Here is a 15,145-nt window from a genome sequence, read left to right on the forward strand (position 1 = left end):
ACCCCCGCCGAAGCGGGGGTTTTGTTTATGCACTGCTCCCAACGATCAAACGTTAAAGCGGAAGTGCATTACGTCGCCGTCCTTGACGATATAGTCCTTGCCTTCCAGGCGCCATTTGCCGGCTTCCTTGGCGCCGCTTTCACCCTTGTAGGCGATGAAGTCGTCGTAGGCGACCACTTCGGCGCGGATAAAGCCTTTCTCGAAGTCAGTGTGGATCACGGCGGCGGCCTGCGGGGCGGTGGCGCCGACACGGACGGTCCAGGCACGCACTTCCTTCACGCCAGCGGTGAAGTAGGTCTGCAGGTTGAGCAGCGAGTAACCGGCGCGGATCACGCGGTTCAGGCCCGGCTCTTCCATGCCCATGGTTTCGAGGAACATCTGCATTTCTTCCAGATCGTCCAGTTCGGCGATCTCGGCTTCGATCTTGTTGCACACCGGTACGACGATGGCGCCTTCTTCTTCGGCGATGGCTTTCACCACGTCGAGGTGCGGGTTGTTCTCGAAGCCGTCTTCGGCGACGTTGGCGATGTACATCACCGGCTTGGTGGTGAGCAGGTGGAAGGTCTTGGCCAGGCGCTTCTCGTCGTCACCCAGGTCCTTGAGCAGGCTGCGCGCCGGTTTGCCTTCGGTGAGGTGGGGGATGAGCTTTTCCAGCAGGGCCTTCTGCGCCACGGATTCCTTGTCGCCACCCTTGGCGGTACGAGCAACGCGCTGCAGTTGCTTCTCGCAGCTGTCGAGGTCGGCCATGATCAGTTCGAGGTCGATGATCTCGATATCGCGCTTTGGGTCGACGCTGTTGGCGACGTGAATGACGTTCTCGTCTTCGAAGCAGCGCACGACGTGGGCGATGGCGTCGGTCTCGCGGATGTTGGCGAGGAACTTGTTGCCCAGGCCTTCACCTTTCGACGCGCCCGCGACCAGGCCGGCGATGTCGACGAATTCCATGGTGGTGGGGATAACCTTTTCGGGCTTGACGATCTCGGCCAGGGCATCCAGGCGCGGATCGGGCATGGGCACGATGCCGCTGTTCGGCTCGATGGTGCAGAAGGGGAAGTTTTCTGCGGCGATGCCGGACTTGGTGAGGGCGTTGAACAGGGTGGACTTGCCGACGTTGGGCAGGCCGACGATGCCGCAGTTGAATCCCATGATGTGTCCCTCGGGGGAAAGGTGGTTACTTGGTGGCCTTCTGGCTATGCAGTTTGCGCATGGCCACGGTCCAGTCGCCGGCGAGTATTTCCGGCAGGACGTCCAAGGCGAAATCGATGCTCTTGTCGAGCAGTTCCTGTTCGCTGCGTGGGGCGCGTCCGAGCACGTAGCCGGAGACTAGGCTGGCGTGTCCCGGGTGGCCGATGCCGAGCCGAAGGCGATGGAAGTTATTCTGGTTGCCGAGCTGGGCGATGATGTCGCGCAGGCCGTTGTGCCCACCGTGACCGCCGCCTTGCTTGAGCTTGGCGACGCCGGGTGGCATGTCGAGTTCGTCGTGGGCCACCAGGATCTCTTCGGGTTTGATCTTGAAGAAATTGGCCAGGGCCGCCACGGACTGGCCGCTGCGGTTCATGTAGGTGGTGGGGATGAGCAGACGAACTTCGCGCCCCTGGTGGTTGAATTTGCCCACCAGGCCGAAATACTTGCGATCTACGGAGAGGTTGACGCGCTGGCTGGCTGCCACGCGCTCAACGAAAAGGGCCCCTGCATTGTGCCGGGTCTGGTCGTATTCGGGACCTGGGTTTCCCAGGCCAACGATCAGTTGTACGGCAGTCATACAGGAGCCCTTTCGCTAACATGGCCCGGCGTGATCGCATGCCGGGCCTGCTACTGACGATTACTCGGCAGCGCCTTCGCCGGCAGCTTCTTCACGAACGCGCGGCAGGTGGATGCTGGCTACCGGCAGGTCGCTGCCGTGGGCCAGAGCAACCAGCTCAACGCCTTTCGGCAGCTTGATGTCGGACAGGTGAACGGTCTGGTCAACAGCGACCTTGGCCATGTCGACTTCGATGAATTCCGGCAGGTCTTTCGGCAGGCAGGAAACTTCGACTTCGTTCAGGGCGTGCAGGACTTCGCCGCCGCCTTGCTTGACGCCAACGGAGCTGGCTTCGTTGATGAAGTGCAGCGGTACGTGGGCGGTCAGTTTCTGGCCGGCAACGACGCGTTGGAAGTCAGCGTGCAGAACGAAGCCTTTGGCCGGGTGGCGCTGCAGGGCTTTGATCAGTACGTTTTCTTTGGTGCCGGCAACGTCCAGGCTCAGGACGTGGCTGAAGGCAGCTTCGTTTTCCAGCAGCTTGGCCAGGTCTTTGGCCAGCAGGCTGATGGATTGCGGGGCTTTGTCGCCACCGTAGATTACGGCAGGCACCATGGACACGTTACGACGCAGGCGGCGGCTCGCACCTTTCCCCAGGTCGGAACGCACTTCGGCATTCAGGGCAAATTCAACAGTCATTTCACTTCTCCAAAATAGCCAAACCGCCTTGTGGCTTGCGACCAGCCTCGGGCGGTAGGGCAAAAAGCCCCGCACGTGGCGGGGCAGTGTGATCGGGCCAGTTCCGCTTAGCGGAACATGGCGCTGATCGATTCTTCGTTGCTGATGCGGCGGACCGCTTCGGCGACGACCGGGGCAATGTCGAGCTGGCGAATGCGCGCGCAGGACTGTGCCGCAGCGGACAGCGGGATGGTGTTGGTCACCACCAGCTCGTCCAGGACGGAATTTTCGATGTTCTCGATGGCGCGGCCTGACAGCACCGGGTGGGTGCAGTAGGCATAGACCTTGGCGGCACCGCGCTCTTTCAGCGCTTTGGCGGCGTGGCACAGGGTGCCGGCGGTGTCGACCATGTCGTCGACCAGAATGCAGGTACGGCCTTCTACGTCACCGATGATGTGCATCACTTCCGACTGGTTGGCCTTCTCGCGACGCTTGTCGATGATCGCCAGGTCGACGCCCAGGCTCTTGGCCACGGCGCGGGCACGAACGACGCCGCCGATATCGGGGGAGACGATCATCAGGTTGTCGAAGCGCTGGTCTTCGATGTCGTCGACCAGAACCGGGGAGCCGTAGATGTTGTCCACCGGAATGTCGAAGAAGCCCTGGATCTGGTCAGCGTGCAGGTCGACGGTCAACACGCGGTCGATACCGACCACGGTGAGCATGTCGGCAACCACTTTGGCGCTGATCGCCACGCGAGCGGAGCGCGGACGGCGATCCTGGCGGGCGTAACCGAAGTAGGGGATGACCGCTGTGATGCGGGTGGCCGAGGAACGGCGGAAGGCATCAGCCATCACTACCAGTTCCATCAGGTTGTCGTTGGTGGGTGCACAGGTCGGCTGAATCAGGAAAACGTCCTTACCGCGGACATTTTCGTTGATTTCGATCATGACTTCGCCGTCGGAGAATTTACCGACCGAAGCATCGCCGAGGGGGATGTGCAGCTGACGAACGATCCGTCGCGCCAGATCGGGGTTTGCGTTCCCCGTGAAGACCATCATCTTGGACACGCGCAGTACCTGCCGGCTGAGGGTATACCTGGATGGGTATGGAAAATGGCAGGGGCGGCTGGATTCGAACCAACGCATGCCAGGATCAAAACCTGGTGCCTTACCGCTTGGCGACGCCCCTATATTCTGTGTCGAACGCTGCATGACTCGGTTTGCGATGCCTCCCGAGGGAGGTTATGGCAGGGGCGGCTGGATTCGAACCAACGCATGCCAGGATCAAAACCTGGTGCCTTACCGCTTGGCGACGCCCCTGTATCGTATAACCGAATGCTGAGCATTCACTTCTTGGCCAATGCTTGGAGCTTGCGGTGCAGCATCGAAATGTTGCGACCTTGAGCGACAAAGCTCGGCAGAGTGCCTGGAAGTTGGCGGGCGACTTTATCAGCATCGTCCCGATTTGGGAAGCTCCCAAATACGCAAGCTCCAGTGCCGGTCAATCTAGCTGAAACAAATTTGTTCAACAAGATCAAAGCGTTACGAACTTCAGGGTAACGCTTCTCTACAACCGGCTGGCAGTCGTTACGACCACCCCCCGCAAGAAGGCTGCGAACTTTAATGGGCGGCGTATCCCGTGTCAACTCGGGCGAGCCGAAAACTTCTGCTGTGCTTACAAAGACTTGCGGCGTGGCGACGAGGAACCAGGGTTCCTCCAGTTCGACCGGTGTCAGGCGCTCGCCAACTCCCTCGGCGAAGGCCGCGCGGCCGCGCACGAATACCGGCACGTCGGCGCCCAGGGCCAGGCCCAGTTCGGCCAGGCGATCTTCGCCCAATTGGGTGTGCCACAGGTGGTCGAGGCCAACCAGGGTAGTGGCGGCATCCGAGCTGCCGCCGCCGATACCGCCGCCCATGGGCAGGCGTTTGTCCAGCCAGATATCGGCACCCAGCACGGAGCCTGAAGCTTCCTGCAAACGCCTGGCGGCGCGCACGATCAGGTTGCTGTCATGCTGCACGCCTTCGATGGGCGTGTGCAGGTGAATTTCGCCATCCTGACGGATGCTGAAGCCGAGCTCGTCGCCGTGGTCGAGGAATTGGAACAGGGTCTGCAGCTCGTGATAGCCATCGGCGCGGCGGCCGAGGATATGCAGCATCAGGTTGAGCTTGGCTGGGGCGGGCAGGATCAGTTCGGCGTGGGTGGGGATGGCGGTGTTGGTCATGGGGTGCGCTGACAGAGTCGTGTTAGGGGCTTGTCTCCCCTCTCCCGCTTGCGGGAGAGGGGCGGGGGAGAGGGGCGGCAAATCACCCTCTCCCCGGCCCTCTCCCATAAATGGGAGAGGGAGTGGTCCGCGGAAGTAGTTGGCTGCGTGGCCTATCAACCGGCTGCGTGTTATGGGAGGCGCTGGACAAGTCGTCGCGGCTAAAGCCTCTCCCACGTATGTACCGCTGGCTTACTGGCCGAGCTGTCGCGGCTGCCAGTCCTTGATCACCAAGGTCACTTCCAGATCCTGCCCGTAGAGCTTCATGCGCTCCGGCAGGGCGTAGCCGTTCTGCTCGGTGTAGCGCTTGTATTCGACTTTCCAGCCATCCTGTTCCAGTTGCGCCAGATGGCTTTCGCCATCGAGGGTGATGCGGCTGCGGCTCTCCGGGGCGGGCAGGCCGCGAATCCACCAGAGCAGGTTGGACACCGGCAGGTCCAGGCGCAGTTGCTCGCGCAGCAGAGCCTCGGGGGACTCGGCGCGGAAACGGCCGCGGTTGGACACTTCCAGCAGAATGTCACCCGGGCGCCCGGTCAGGCGCGCGGCGCCGCCGCCCAACGGGCCGGACAGGCGAATGTCGTAGTAGTCCTGGCGCTGCAGCCAGAACAGCGTGGCGCTGCCGGAGTCCTGCGGGGCGCGGATGCCGATCTTGCCATTGATCTGCCAGCCGTCGAGTTGGGCGATCTGCTGTTTATGGGCCTTCCACTGCGCCGGGTCGCCCTGGCCTTCCAACGCTTCGTGCGAGGTGAGGCCGGCGCAGCCGGCTAGCAGGGCGACAAGGCTGAATACGAGTAGGTGACGAATCATCAAAGAGTCTCGGAGCCGGTCAGGCGTAACAGAGTGTCACGCAGGATGGGGCTGTCAGGCGCTGCACTCAATGCATCGCGCCAGACGCTGCGGGCTTCGCGCTGCTTGCCCTGGGCCCAGAGGACTTCGCCGAGGTGGGCAGCGACTTCGTGGTCGGGAAACTTCTCCAGAGCCTGGCGCAGCAGGCGCTCGGCCTCGTCCAGATTGCCCAGGCGATAGTTGACCCAGCCGAGGCTGTCGAGAATCGCCGGGTCGTCCGGGTTGAGCTGGTGCGCCTTGGCGATCAGGTCGCGCGCTTCTTCGTAGCGCGTGGTGCGGTCAGCCAGGGTGTAGCCCAGGGCGTTGAGGGCCATGGCATGCTCCGGCTCGCGCTCGATGATGTAGCGCAGGTCGGTTTCCAGTTGAGCCAGGTCATCGCGTTTTTCCGCCAGCATGGCGCGGGTGTAGAGCAGGTTCAGGTCGTTGGGGTACTGCTCCAGCCCGTCGTTGATGGCCTTCCAGGCCGGCTCGACCTGGCCGCTGTTGCTCAGGCCCTCGGCCTCGATCAGGTACAGCTGGATGGCGTAGTCCGGTTGGGCATCACGCGCCTGTGCCAGGCGCGCGCTGGCTTCTTCGCCGCGCTGTTGGGCGAACAGCAACTCGGCCTGGCGTTGCTGGGCCGGCAGGTAGTCGTTGCTCGGGCCAACCTGGGCGTATTCCTGCAGGGCGTTGTCGTTATCGTTCAGTGCCTCGTAGGCGCGGCCGAGGTTGTAGTGCGCGGCATCCACGTGGCTGCGGCGTTCGACCAGCTCTTCGAGGTAGACGATGGCCTCTTCCCAGGCTTCGGCCTCCAGGCAGACCAGGGCCAGGGAGAAGCGCAGGTCGTCGTCGTTGGGGTTTTCCTGCACCAGCTTGGAGAACTCGCCCTTGGCGTCGTCGAGGCGGTCCTGCTCGACCAGAAGGCGTGCGTAGGTCAGGCGCAGACGTTTGTCGTCGGGGTTCTTACGAATGCCTTTCTGCAGCAGTGGCAGGGCTTCGTCGCCGCGGCCGAGGCTTTGCAGCAGGCGCGCGCGCAGCAGGATCGGAGAAACCTGGTCGGCGCTGGCCGGGCTGTCCTCGAGCAGCTCCAGGGCTTCTTCGGCGCGGCCGTCCTGTTGCAGGAGGATGGCCTTGCCGAACAGCAGTTGGCTGTTGTCCGGGTTCTTGCTCAGCAGGCGGTCGAAGCCTTGCAACAGGCCGGCGCGGGTGTCCGGGTCGGTTTCCGCAGCAGACAGTGCAAGGAAATCGAAGTGGGTGTCACCCTGGCGCTGCAGCACCTGCTCCATATAGGTCATGGATTCGTCGTAGCGACCGGCGCGTGCCAGCTGCACGGCGGCGGCGCGTTGCGCGTCGATGTTGCCTGGTGCGTTGCTGGCCCAGATCAATGCGCTGTCCAGGGCAGCCTGTTCGGCGCCAAGGTATTCGGCAATGCGGAAGGCGCGCTCGGCGACGCCGGCATCGCCGGTGATCTGCGCCTGCTGCACGTAGTTGCCGAGGGCGATGTCGAAGCGGTTGCGCTGTCCGGCCAGCTCGGCGGTGAGCAGGGCGAACAGGCTTTCCTGGCTGAACGAGCCGTACTCGCTCGGTTCCAGCTGGGTGGTCTGGTCAGCTTCCTGTACCGGCGGAGTACCGTCCGGCTCGCTGGGGGCGAAGGTTTGGCAGCCGCTGAGGAAGGCGAATGCGGTGAGCAACGCGAGGGGTCTGTTCATAGTGCCTTGTCGTGCGTTATTCCGGGGCGAGGGCCGTGCTGGCTCGTGCCCTGCGACGTTCGCGGCATCATGACACAAGCCTTGGAGCAAGCCCACTGGCCTGGACGATGCGGCGAACTGTCTATTGGGACAATAGGTCGCGGGAGTTGTTCTCTCGGGGGCGAAGTAGGACAATTGCCGGCTCTCGTACTGCCCCTCAGCGACCCTGCATGGCCTTTATCGCCCTCGGTATCAACCACAAGACCGCCTCGGTAGAGGTGCGCGAGCGCGTTGCCTTCACCCCTGAGCAACTGGTCGAGGCACTGCAGCAGCTGTGTCGGCTGACGCCCAGTCGCGAGGCCGCGATCCTCTCTACCTGCAACCGCAGCGAACTGTACCTGGAGCAGGATCAGCTGAGCAGCGACGAAGTGTTGCAGTGGCTGGCCAACTATCATCGCCTGAGCATCGACGAGCTGCGTGCCTGTGCCTATGTGCACAGTGAGCAGGACGCGGTGCGCCACATGATGCGCGTGGCCTGCGGGCTGGACTCCATGGTCCTCGGCGAGCCGCAGATTCTCGGCCAGCTCAAATCAGCCTACGCCGTGGCGCGTGAGGCGGGCACCGTCGGCCCGCTGCTCGGGCGCCTGTTCCAGGCCACCTTCAGTACCGCCAAGACCGTGCGCACCGACACCGCCATTGGCGAGAACCCGGTGTCCGTAGCCTTCGCTGCGGTCAGCCTGGCCAAGCAGATCTTCGCCGACCTCAATCGCAGCCAGGCGCTGCTGATCGGCGCTGGCGAAACCATCAGCCTGGTGGCGCGCCATCTGCATGATCAAGGCATCAAGCGCATCGTCGTTGCCAACCGAACGCTGGAGCGCGCCAGCCAGTTGGCCGAGCAGTTCGGCGCGCATGCTGTGCTGCTCTCGGACATTCCCGATGAGCTGGCGCACAGCGATATCGTCATCAGCTCCACTGCCAGCCAACTACCGATTCTCGGCAAGGGGGCCGTGGAAAGTGCGCTGAAAAAGCGCAAGCACAAGCCGATCTTCATGGTCGACATCGCCGTACCGCGCGATATCGAACCGCAGGTGGGCGAGCTGGATGACGTCTACCTCTATACCGTCGATGACTTGCACGAAGTCATCGAGGAAAACCTCAAGAGCCGCCAGGGCGCGGCGCAGGCTGCCGAGGAATTGGTCGCTGCCGGCACTGACGATTTCATGCAGCGCCTGCGTGAGCTGGCCGCGGTCGACGTGCTCAAGGCCTACCGCCAGCAGGCCGAGCGCCTGCGCGACGAGGAGCTGGCCAAGGCCCAGCGTATGCTGGTCAACGGTAGCAATCCCGAGGACGTGCTGGCGCAACTGGCCCGTGGCCTGACCAACAAGCTGCTGCACGCGCCCAGCGTACGCATGAAGAAACTTACCGCCGAGGGGCGCATCGACGCGCTCAGCCTGGCCCAGGAATTGTTCGCCCTCGACGAGAGCGCGCCGCAGGACAAAGGTCTGCAATGAAAGCTTCACTGTTGAACAAGCTGGACAACCTCAGCGACCGCTTCGAGGAACTGACGGCGCTGCTCGGCGATGCCGAGGTGATTTCCAAGCAGACGCAGTTCCGCGCCTATTCCAAGGAATACGCCGAGATCGAGCCGGTGATCGCCACCTTCCGCGAGCTGCGCAAGGTGCAGGACGACCTCGAGGGCGCGCAAGCGCTGCTCAAGGACAGCGACCCGGATCTGCGTGAGATGGCTGAGCTGGAAGTGGATCAGGCCAAGGAGTCGCTGGTCGGCCTGGAAGACAAGCTGCAGCGCATGCTGCTGCCCAAGGACCCCAACGACGGGCGCAACGTCTATCTGGAAATCCGCGCCGGCACCGGCGGCGACGAGGCAGCGATCTTCTCCGGCGATCTGTTCCGCATGTACTCGCGCTACGCCGAGAAGCAGGGCTGGCGGGTCGAGGTGCTGTCGGCCAACGAGGGCGAGCATGGCGGCTTCAAGGAAGTGATCGCCCGCGTCGAGGGTGACAACGTCTACGCCAAGCTCAAGTTCGAATCCGGTGCCCATCGCGTGCAGCGCGTGCCGGAAACCGAATCCCAGGGCCGTATCCACACCTCGGCCTGCACCGTGGCGGTGCTGCCGGAGCCGGACGAGCAGATGGCCATCGAGATCAACCCGGCCGATCTGCGTGTCGATACCTACCGCAGCTCCGGCGCGGGCGGTCAGCACGTCAACACCACCGACTCGGCAATCCGCATTACCCACATCCCCACCGGCACCGTGGTGGAATGCCAGGAAGAGCGTTCGCAGCACAAGAACCGCGCCAAGGCCATGGCCTGGCTCGCGGCCAAGCTGCAGGACCAGCAGGAAGCGGCGGCGCACAAGGAAATCTCCGAGACGCGCAAGCTGCTGGTGGGCTCGGGCGATCGCTCCGAGCGCATCCGCACCTACAACTTCCCGCAGGGCCGGGTGACCGACCACCGCATCAACCTGACCCTGTATTCGCTGAACGAAGTGATTGCCGGCGGCGTGGACGCAGTAATCGAGCCGTTGCTTGCGGAATATCAGGCTGACCAGTTGGCGGCACTGGGCGATTGAGTTTCGCTTGAGGTCGTTGCGGTGCGCATGGCGCGCCCTACGGAGCGCGTGCCGCTTGCAGCAGAACCGTAGCCCGGATGCAATCCGGGGACATACTTCCCGGATTGCATCCGGGCTACGAGAGAAATATGGCCAGCATCGAATCCCTGCTCTCTACCGCTGATCTGCCCGATTCGCCGACGCCTCGGCTGGACGCCGAGTTGCTATTGGCGGCAGCGCTGGGCAAACCACGCAGCTATTTACGCACCTGGCCGGAGCGTGATCTGGACGCAGCCCAGCAAGCGCAGTTCAACGCGTTCATGCAGCGCCGCCGGAGTGGCGAGCCGGTGGCCTATATCCTCGGCCATCAGGGCTTCTGGAGTCTGGATCTGGAAGTAGCGCCGCATACCCTGATTCCACGTCCGGATACCGAACTACTGGTGGAAACCGCGCTCGACCTGCTGCCGGCCACCCCCTTGGTGGCGCTGGACCTCGGCACTGGCACTGGCGCCATCGCTCTGGCTTTGGCCAGCGAGCGTCCGGCCTGGCAGGTGACCGGCGTGGATCGCATCGAGGAGGCCGTGGCGCTGGCCGAGCGCAATCGCCAGCGCCTGCAACTGGGTAATGCCCGCTTCGTGCACAGCCACTGGTTTTCCGCCCTGCCTGGGCAGCGTTATGGCCTGATTCTGAGCAACCCGCCTTATATCCGCGCGGACGACCAGCATCTCGAGCAGGGTGACGTGCGTTTCGAGCCGAGCAGCGCCCTGGTCGCTGGTAACGACGGGTTGGACGATATTCGTGCGATCATCCAGGCCGCGCCGGACCACCTGCTATCCGGGGGCTGGCTGCTGCTGGAGCACGGCTTCGACCAGGCCGTGGACGTGCGCCGTCTGCTCGCCGATGGTGGTTTCGTCGAGGTCGAGAGCCGGCGTGACCTGGGCGGCCACGAGCGCATCAGTTTGGGACGTTTCGACCGTGAGTGATCAGATGCTGAGCGATGATGAACTGCTGCGTTACAGCCGGCAGATTCTGCTGAAACAGATCGACGTGGACGGCCAGCTGCGCCTCAAGCAGGGCCGAGTGCTGATCGTCGGCATGGGCGGGTTGGGCTCGCCGGTGGCGCTGTACCTGGCCGCGGCCGGCGTCGGTGAATTGCACCTGGCCGACTTCGATACGGTGGACCTGACCAACCTGCAGCGGCAGATCGCCCATGACACTGCCAGCATCGGCCAGGCCAAGGTGGACTCGGCCATGGCGCGCCTGGCGGCCCTCAACCCGCAGATCAACCTGGTGCCGCATCGCCAGGCACTGGATGTCGATTCCTTGGCTGCTGCCGTGAGCGCCGTCGACCTGGTGCTGGACTGCTCGGACAACTTCGCCACGCGCGAGGCGGTCAATGCTGCCTGCGTTGCAGCCGGCAAGCCGCTGGTGTCCGGTGCGGCGATCCGCCTGGAAGGCCAGCTGTCGGTATTCGATCCGCGCAATACGGCCAGTCCTTGCTATCACTGCCTGTACGGCCACGGCAGCGAAGCCGAGCTGACCTGCAGCGAGGCTGGCGTGGTCGGCCCGCTGGTCGGCCTGGTCGGTAGCCTGCAGGCGCTGGAGGCGCTCAAGCTGCTGGCCGGTTTCGGTGAGCCGCTGGTGGGCCGCCTGCTGCTGATCGACGCGCTGGGTACGCGCTTTCGCGAGTTGCGGGTCAAACGTGATCCTGCCTGCGGCGTTTGCGGCGATGCCCAGTAACGCACCGATTGGCGTTTTTGACTCGGGCGTCGGTGGCCTGTCGGTGCTGCGCGAGATTCGTCAGTTGCTGCCCAACGAGACGTTGCTCTACGTTGCCGACAGCGGCCATGTGCCCTATGGCGAAAAAAGCCCGGAGTACATTCGCGAGCGCTGCGTAGTGATCACCGAGCACTTGCGCGCGCAGGGTGCCAAGGCCCTGGTGCTGGCGTGCAATACCGCGACTGCCGCTGCGGCTGGAGAATTGCGCGAACGTTATGCGGATTTGCCCATCGTCGGCATGGAACCAGCGGTGAAACCGGCGGCAGCAGCGACCCGCAGTGGCGTGGTCGGTGTGCTGGCGACCACCGGTACGCTCAAGAGCGCACGATTCGCTGCGTTGCTCGATCGCTTCGCCAATGACGTGCGGGTGATTACCCAGCCTTGCCCGGGGCTGGTGGAATGCATCGAGGCGGGAGAGCTGCAGGCACCGGCTACGCGTGAACTGCTGCAGGGGTATGTGGCGCCGCTGCTGGCGGAGGGTTGCGACACGCTGATTCTCGGCTGCACTCACTATCCCTTCCTGCGCCCGTTGCTGGGTGAGCTGGTGCCGCCATCGGTGACCCTGATCGATACCGGTGCGGCAGTGGCGCGTCAGTTGCAGCGTCTGCTCACTCAGCATGACCTGCTGGCGACCACACCGGCCCAGGCGACTCGCTATTGGAGCAGCGGTGAAGTTTCGCAACTTTGTCGAGTACTGCCGATTTTGTTAGGCGAAAAAGCCGAAGTTCTTTCGATATAGTGAATTTTTCTCCGATTAGGCTATCCCTCCTATCGGATACTTCTATATTTTTGTCACGGCCTGATAAAAACCTCTCGCTAAAAAAGGAATGACTCATGAAGAAGTTGTATGCCTTTGCTGCAGCCACTGCGCTCTCGTTCGGGGCTCTGGGCGCTGCGCAGGCTGCGGATGTAACCGCGGCTATTGGTCAGAGTGGCGATTCCACCATGGTTTACCGTTTGGGCGCGCAGTGGGACTGGAACCATAGCTGGCTGGAAAGCAGCTACGGCCGTCTGACGGGTTATTGGGACCTGGGCTACACCTATTGGGATGGCGATGACACGGCGAGCAACCACAGCCTGTCCTTCGCCCCGGTATTCGTTTACGAGTTCGCCGGGCAGAACGTTCGCCCCTACATCGAAGCCGGCATCGGCGTTGCTGCGTTTTCCAGCACCGAGTTGGAAAGCAACGAGCTGGGTTCGTCCTTCCAGTTCGAAGATCGCATCGGCGTAGGCCTGCGTTTCGCTGGGCAGGAAATCGGCCTGCGGGCGATCCACTATTCCAACGCCGGTCTGAAGAAGCCCAACGATGGCGCCGAAGCCTACACCGTGCATTACCGCATGAGTTTCTAAGCAGCCGTCGCGGCACGGTGAAGAAATCGCCTCTCTACGAGGGGCGATTTCGTTTCAGGTGGTGCTCAGATCATTGGGTCCCAGCGCTGCGACCAGTCGGTGTCTTCGGCAATGATCTCGCGCAGCAGATCGAACGACTGCTGCAGCACTGCCGAGTCGCGCTCCCGGGAATATACCAGGTAGGTCGGGTAGCTGAACTCGGGCGCACGGGGCACGCGTTTGAGCACCTTCTTGTCCAGGTAGCTCTGCACCACTCGCGTGCGGAAGTAGCCAGAGCCGCCGTGTTCGAGGATGTACTGCAGGGCCAGCGGCCCGAGGTTGAAGGACACCGGCGCCTTGGCCCGATCCGGCAGCGCGCTGTCGTGTTGCAGGCGGAACGCCTCGCCCCAGTCGACGTACACGTAGGGTTCGGGATTCTTCGCACGCACCAGGATCAGTTTTTCTTCCAGCAACTGCTCCACCTGCATGCCAGGCCAGTAGTTCGGCTGATACACCAGGGCGGCATCCAGCACGCCCAGTTCCAGTTGACGCAGCAGTTCCTGGCCGTCGCCGATATGGGTGTGCACGGTGTACTGGTCGATGTGCGCACGGATGCGACTGACCCAGCGCAGCATTAGCGGGTTGCACAGGCTGACTTCGCCGCCGACGTGGATGACGTTGTGATAGCCATCCGGCAGGGGCAGGTCGCGCTGCGCCGCCTCCCAGGTTTGCAGTATCTGGTTGGCATAGGCGACGAAGGCTTCGCCGTCGGCCGTCAGCTTGGCCCCGGCTCGGTTGCGTACGAACAGCGTGCAGTTGAGGTGACCTTCGAGCTTCTGGATGCGCGCTGTGACGGCTGTCTGGGTAACGTGCAGGCGTTCGGCGGCGGCGATGAAGCTGCCGCTGCGAACGATTTCCAGAAAGGTGCGGGTCAGATCGATGTCCATGTCGTGGCGGTGCTCAGCAAGCGGGCAGATGGGCAGACGGGCAGTGTAAGGGCTGCTCTGGCACTTTTCGATGAGCAGCCGCATTAGGGGGAGCGAGCTTGGATCGCAGTAGGTCGCTGCCTCAATCGAAGTGGGCCAACAGATCTCGTTGCAACGCCGCAATCACGTCGGTCTGGGTGATGATCCCCACCAGCTTTTCGTTCTCCAGCACCGGCAGGCAGTGCAGGCCGCGATCAGATAACACCCCGATCAGGTCGACGACGTGCGTATCGACATCGGTGCAGCGTACCGGGCTACTCATCAGCTCCCCCAGGCGCGGGCGAGGGCGTCGCTTGAACAGGCCAAGGCGCTTGGCCGGGCGGTGATGCAGGGGGGCGATCAGGTCGCTGAGGCTGACGATGCCGACCAGTTGCTCATTATGGTCGAGGATTGGCAGCGCCTTGAGGTGATGGTGGCGCAGCAGGTGCAGGCCCTGTTTGATGCTGGTGCCCGGCGTGGCGCAGATCAGATCGCGTGACATCACCTGGCCGGCGCGGATATCGCCCATGCTGCGGCGCAGCGCATAGCGCTCGGTGCTTTTGACGATCATCGCCAGGTCTTCGCGAGTCACGTCGACGAAGGCGCCGAGTTCGTCGAGCGCCTGGTCGAGGTCGGTATCGCGGATGCCTACGCGCTCGCCGGGCAACGGGTCGCGGGTATGGTGTGCATCGGCTGCTGGCGCAGTCTGGCGCGGGTAGCGCATGCCGGTGAGGTTGTTATAGATCAGAGCACTGCTCAGCAGGCCCAGCGCGGCGATCACCACCGTCATGGCCGGGTGCCAGGCGGGTATGCCCGGTGCCACGGGCGCGAATACGACGCAGAAGGCGATGGCACCGCCTGGCGGGTGCAGGCAACGCAGCGGGCACATCAGCAACAGGCTCAGACCTATCGCCAGGGCGGCGCCAAGCAGGCTGTGATCGAGCAGATGACCGACCAGCACACCGACCAGTGTGGCGCACAGATAGCTGCCGAGGATCGACCAGGGTTGCGCCAGTGCGCCCGAAGAGACGGCGAACAGCAGTACCGCCGAGGCGGCCAGCGGGCCGGAGAAGTGCACGGCCAGCTGCGGGCCGAAAAGCTGGCCGCATAGCCAGGTGGTGAAGACAAAACCCAGGCTGGCGCCGAGTGCCGCGCGCAGCCATTCGCGTGGCCGCGTGTGTGGAGCCTCGGGGAGAAAGGCGATGCACCATTGGTGCAGGCGTGATGGTGTGTTCATGGTATCCGGTCAAAAAAGAGGGCCCTTCACTGCTGAAAAGCCCTGAGGGTGCCGCAAGCGGCACTTCTGGACGC

Annotated in this window: 15 protein-coding genes and 2 tRNA genes; 6 read left to right on the forward strand and 11 right to left on the reverse strand. The window is 63.3% G+C overall.

The annotated features are described in order from the left end of the window. Positions 1-45: 45 nt before the first annotated feature. From ychF to EL191_RS05670, 9 genes are all read right to left on the reverse strand, one after another. On the reverse strand, positions 46-1,146 hold the full coding sequence (ychF, locus tag EL191_RS05630) for a redox-regulated ATPase YchF (protein WP_041977123.1): 1,101 nt from the start codon (positions 1,144-1,146) through the stop codon (positions 46-48). Between the two features lie 25 nt (positions 1,147-1,171). Further along, positions 1,172-1,762, reverse strand: coding sequence for an aminoacyl-tRNA hydrolase (pth, locus tag EL191_RS05635; RefSeq protein ID WP_013714250.1), 591 nt, complete (start codon positions 1,760-1,762; stop codon positions 1,172-1,174). Between the two features lie 60 nt (positions 1,763-1,822). Continuing rightward, positions 1,823-2,437 carry a 50S ribosomal protein L25/general stress protein Ctc gene (locus EL191_RS05640; RefSeq protein WP_013714251.1) on the reverse strand — a complete coding sequence of 205 codons (615 nt, stop codon included), beginning with the start codon at positions 2,435-2,437 and terminating at the stop codon, positions 1,823-1,825. Between the two features lie 107 nt (positions 2,438-2,544). Then, the gene (locus EL191_RS05645; protein ID WP_026041935.1) at positions 2,545-3,486 is read right to left on the reverse strand and encodes a ribose-phosphate pyrophosphokinase; all 942 of its coding nucleotides are present in this window, start codon (positions 3,484-3,486) and stop codon (positions 2,545-2,547) included. Positions 3,487-3,532: 46 nt separating this feature from the next. Further along, positions 3,533-3,607, reverse strand: a tRNA-Gln gene (locus EL191_RS05650). 56 nt (positions 3,608-3,663) lie between these two features. After that, positions 3,664-3,738: transfer RNA gene (locus EL191_RS05655), tRNA-Gln, on the reverse strand. Positions 3,739-3,764: 26 nt separating this feature from the next. Then, positions 3,765-4,640, reverse strand: a complete 876-nt coding sequence (gene ispE, locus EL191_RS05660; protein WP_041977125.1) for a 4-(cytidine 5'-diphospho)-2-C-methyl-D-erythritol kinase — start codon at positions 4,638-4,640, stop codon at positions 3,765-3,767. 231 nt (positions 4,641-4,871) lie between these two features. Further along, positions 4,872-5,486, reverse strand: coding sequence for a lipoprotein insertase outer membrane protein LolB (gene lolB, locus EL191_RS05665; RefSeq protein WP_013714254.1), 615 nt, complete (start codon positions 5,484-5,486; stop codon positions 4,872-4,874). Then, complete coding sequence (locus tag EL191_RS05670; protein ID WP_041977233.1) at positions 5,486-7,213, reverse strand: tetratricopeptide repeat protein; 1,728 nt, start codon at positions 7,211-7,213, stop codon at positions 5,486-5,488. The genes lolB and EL191_RS05670 overlap by 1 nt, the downstream gene beginning before the upstream one ends. Before the next feature lie 209 nt (positions 7,214-7,422). Here EL191_RS05670 and hemA point away from each other — a divergent pair, with 209 nt between their 5' ends. From hemA to EL191_RS05700, 6 genes are all read left to right on the forward strand, one after another. Beyond that, positions 7,423-8,703, forward strand: a complete 1,281-nt coding sequence (gene hemA, locus EL191_RS05675) for a glutamyl-tRNA reductase (protein WP_013714256.1) — start codon at positions 7,423-7,425, stop codon at positions 8,701-8,703. Continuing rightward, positions 8,700-9,782: a peptide chain release factor 1 gene (gene prfA / locus EL191_RS05680; RefSeq protein WP_041977235.1), complete on the forward strand. Its 1,083-nt coding sequence runs from the start codon at positions 8,700-8,702 to the stop codon at positions 9,780-9,782. Before hemA ends, prfA begins: the two co-directional genes overlap by 4 nt. A 128-nt stretch (positions 9,783-9,910) precedes the next feature. Continuing rightward, positions 9,911-10,744, forward strand: a complete 834-nt coding sequence (gene prmC, locus EL191_RS05685; RefSeq protein WP_041977237.1) for a peptide chain release factor N(5)-glutamine methyltransferase — start codon at positions 9,911-9,913, stop codon at positions 10,742-10,744. A 4-nt stretch (positions 10,745-10,748) separates the two neighbouring features. After that, positions 10,749-11,501, forward strand: a complete 753-nt coding sequence (locus EL191_RS05690) for a molybdopterin-synthase adenylyltransferase MoeB (protein WP_041977238.1) — start codon at positions 10,749-10,751, stop codon at positions 11,499-11,501. Next, positions 11,491-12,279, forward strand: coding sequence for a glutamate racemase (gene murI / locus EL191_RS05695; RefSeq protein ID WP_026042008.1), 789 nt, complete (start codon positions 11,491-11,493; stop codon positions 12,277-12,279). The genes EL191_RS05690 and murI overlap by 11 nt, the downstream gene beginning before the upstream one ends. A gap of 95 nt (positions 12,280-12,374) precedes the next feature. Next, positions 12,375-12,890 carry an acyloxyacyl hydrolase gene (locus tag EL191_RS05700; protein WP_013714261.1) on the forward strand — a complete coding sequence of 172 codons (516 nt, stop codon included), beginning with the start codon at positions 12,375-12,377 and terminating at the stop codon, positions 12,888-12,890. A 65-nt stretch (positions 12,891-12,955) separates the two neighbouring features. Here EL191_RS05700 and EL191_RS05705 read toward each other — a convergent pair whose 3' ends face one another. Next, positions 12,956-13,816 carry a LysR family transcriptional regulator gene (locus EL191_RS05705; protein WP_041977625.1) on the reverse strand — a complete coding sequence of 287 codons (861 nt, stop codon included), beginning with the start codon at positions 13,814-13,816 and terminating at the stop codon, positions 12,956-12,958. A 121-nt stretch (positions 13,817-13,937) separates the two neighbouring features. Next, complete coding sequence (locus EL191_RS05710) at positions 13,938-15,071, reverse strand: HPP family protein (protein WP_041977241.1); 1,134 nt, start codon at positions 15,069-15,071, stop codon at positions 13,938-13,940. Positions 15,072-15,145: the final 74 nt, after the last annotated feature.

The organism is Pseudomonas mendocina (assembly GCF_900636545.1).
Taxonomy (GTDB): domain Bacteria; phylum Pseudomonadota; class Gammaproteobacteria; order Pseudomonadales; family Pseudomonadaceae; genus Aquipseudomonas; species Aquipseudomonas mendocina.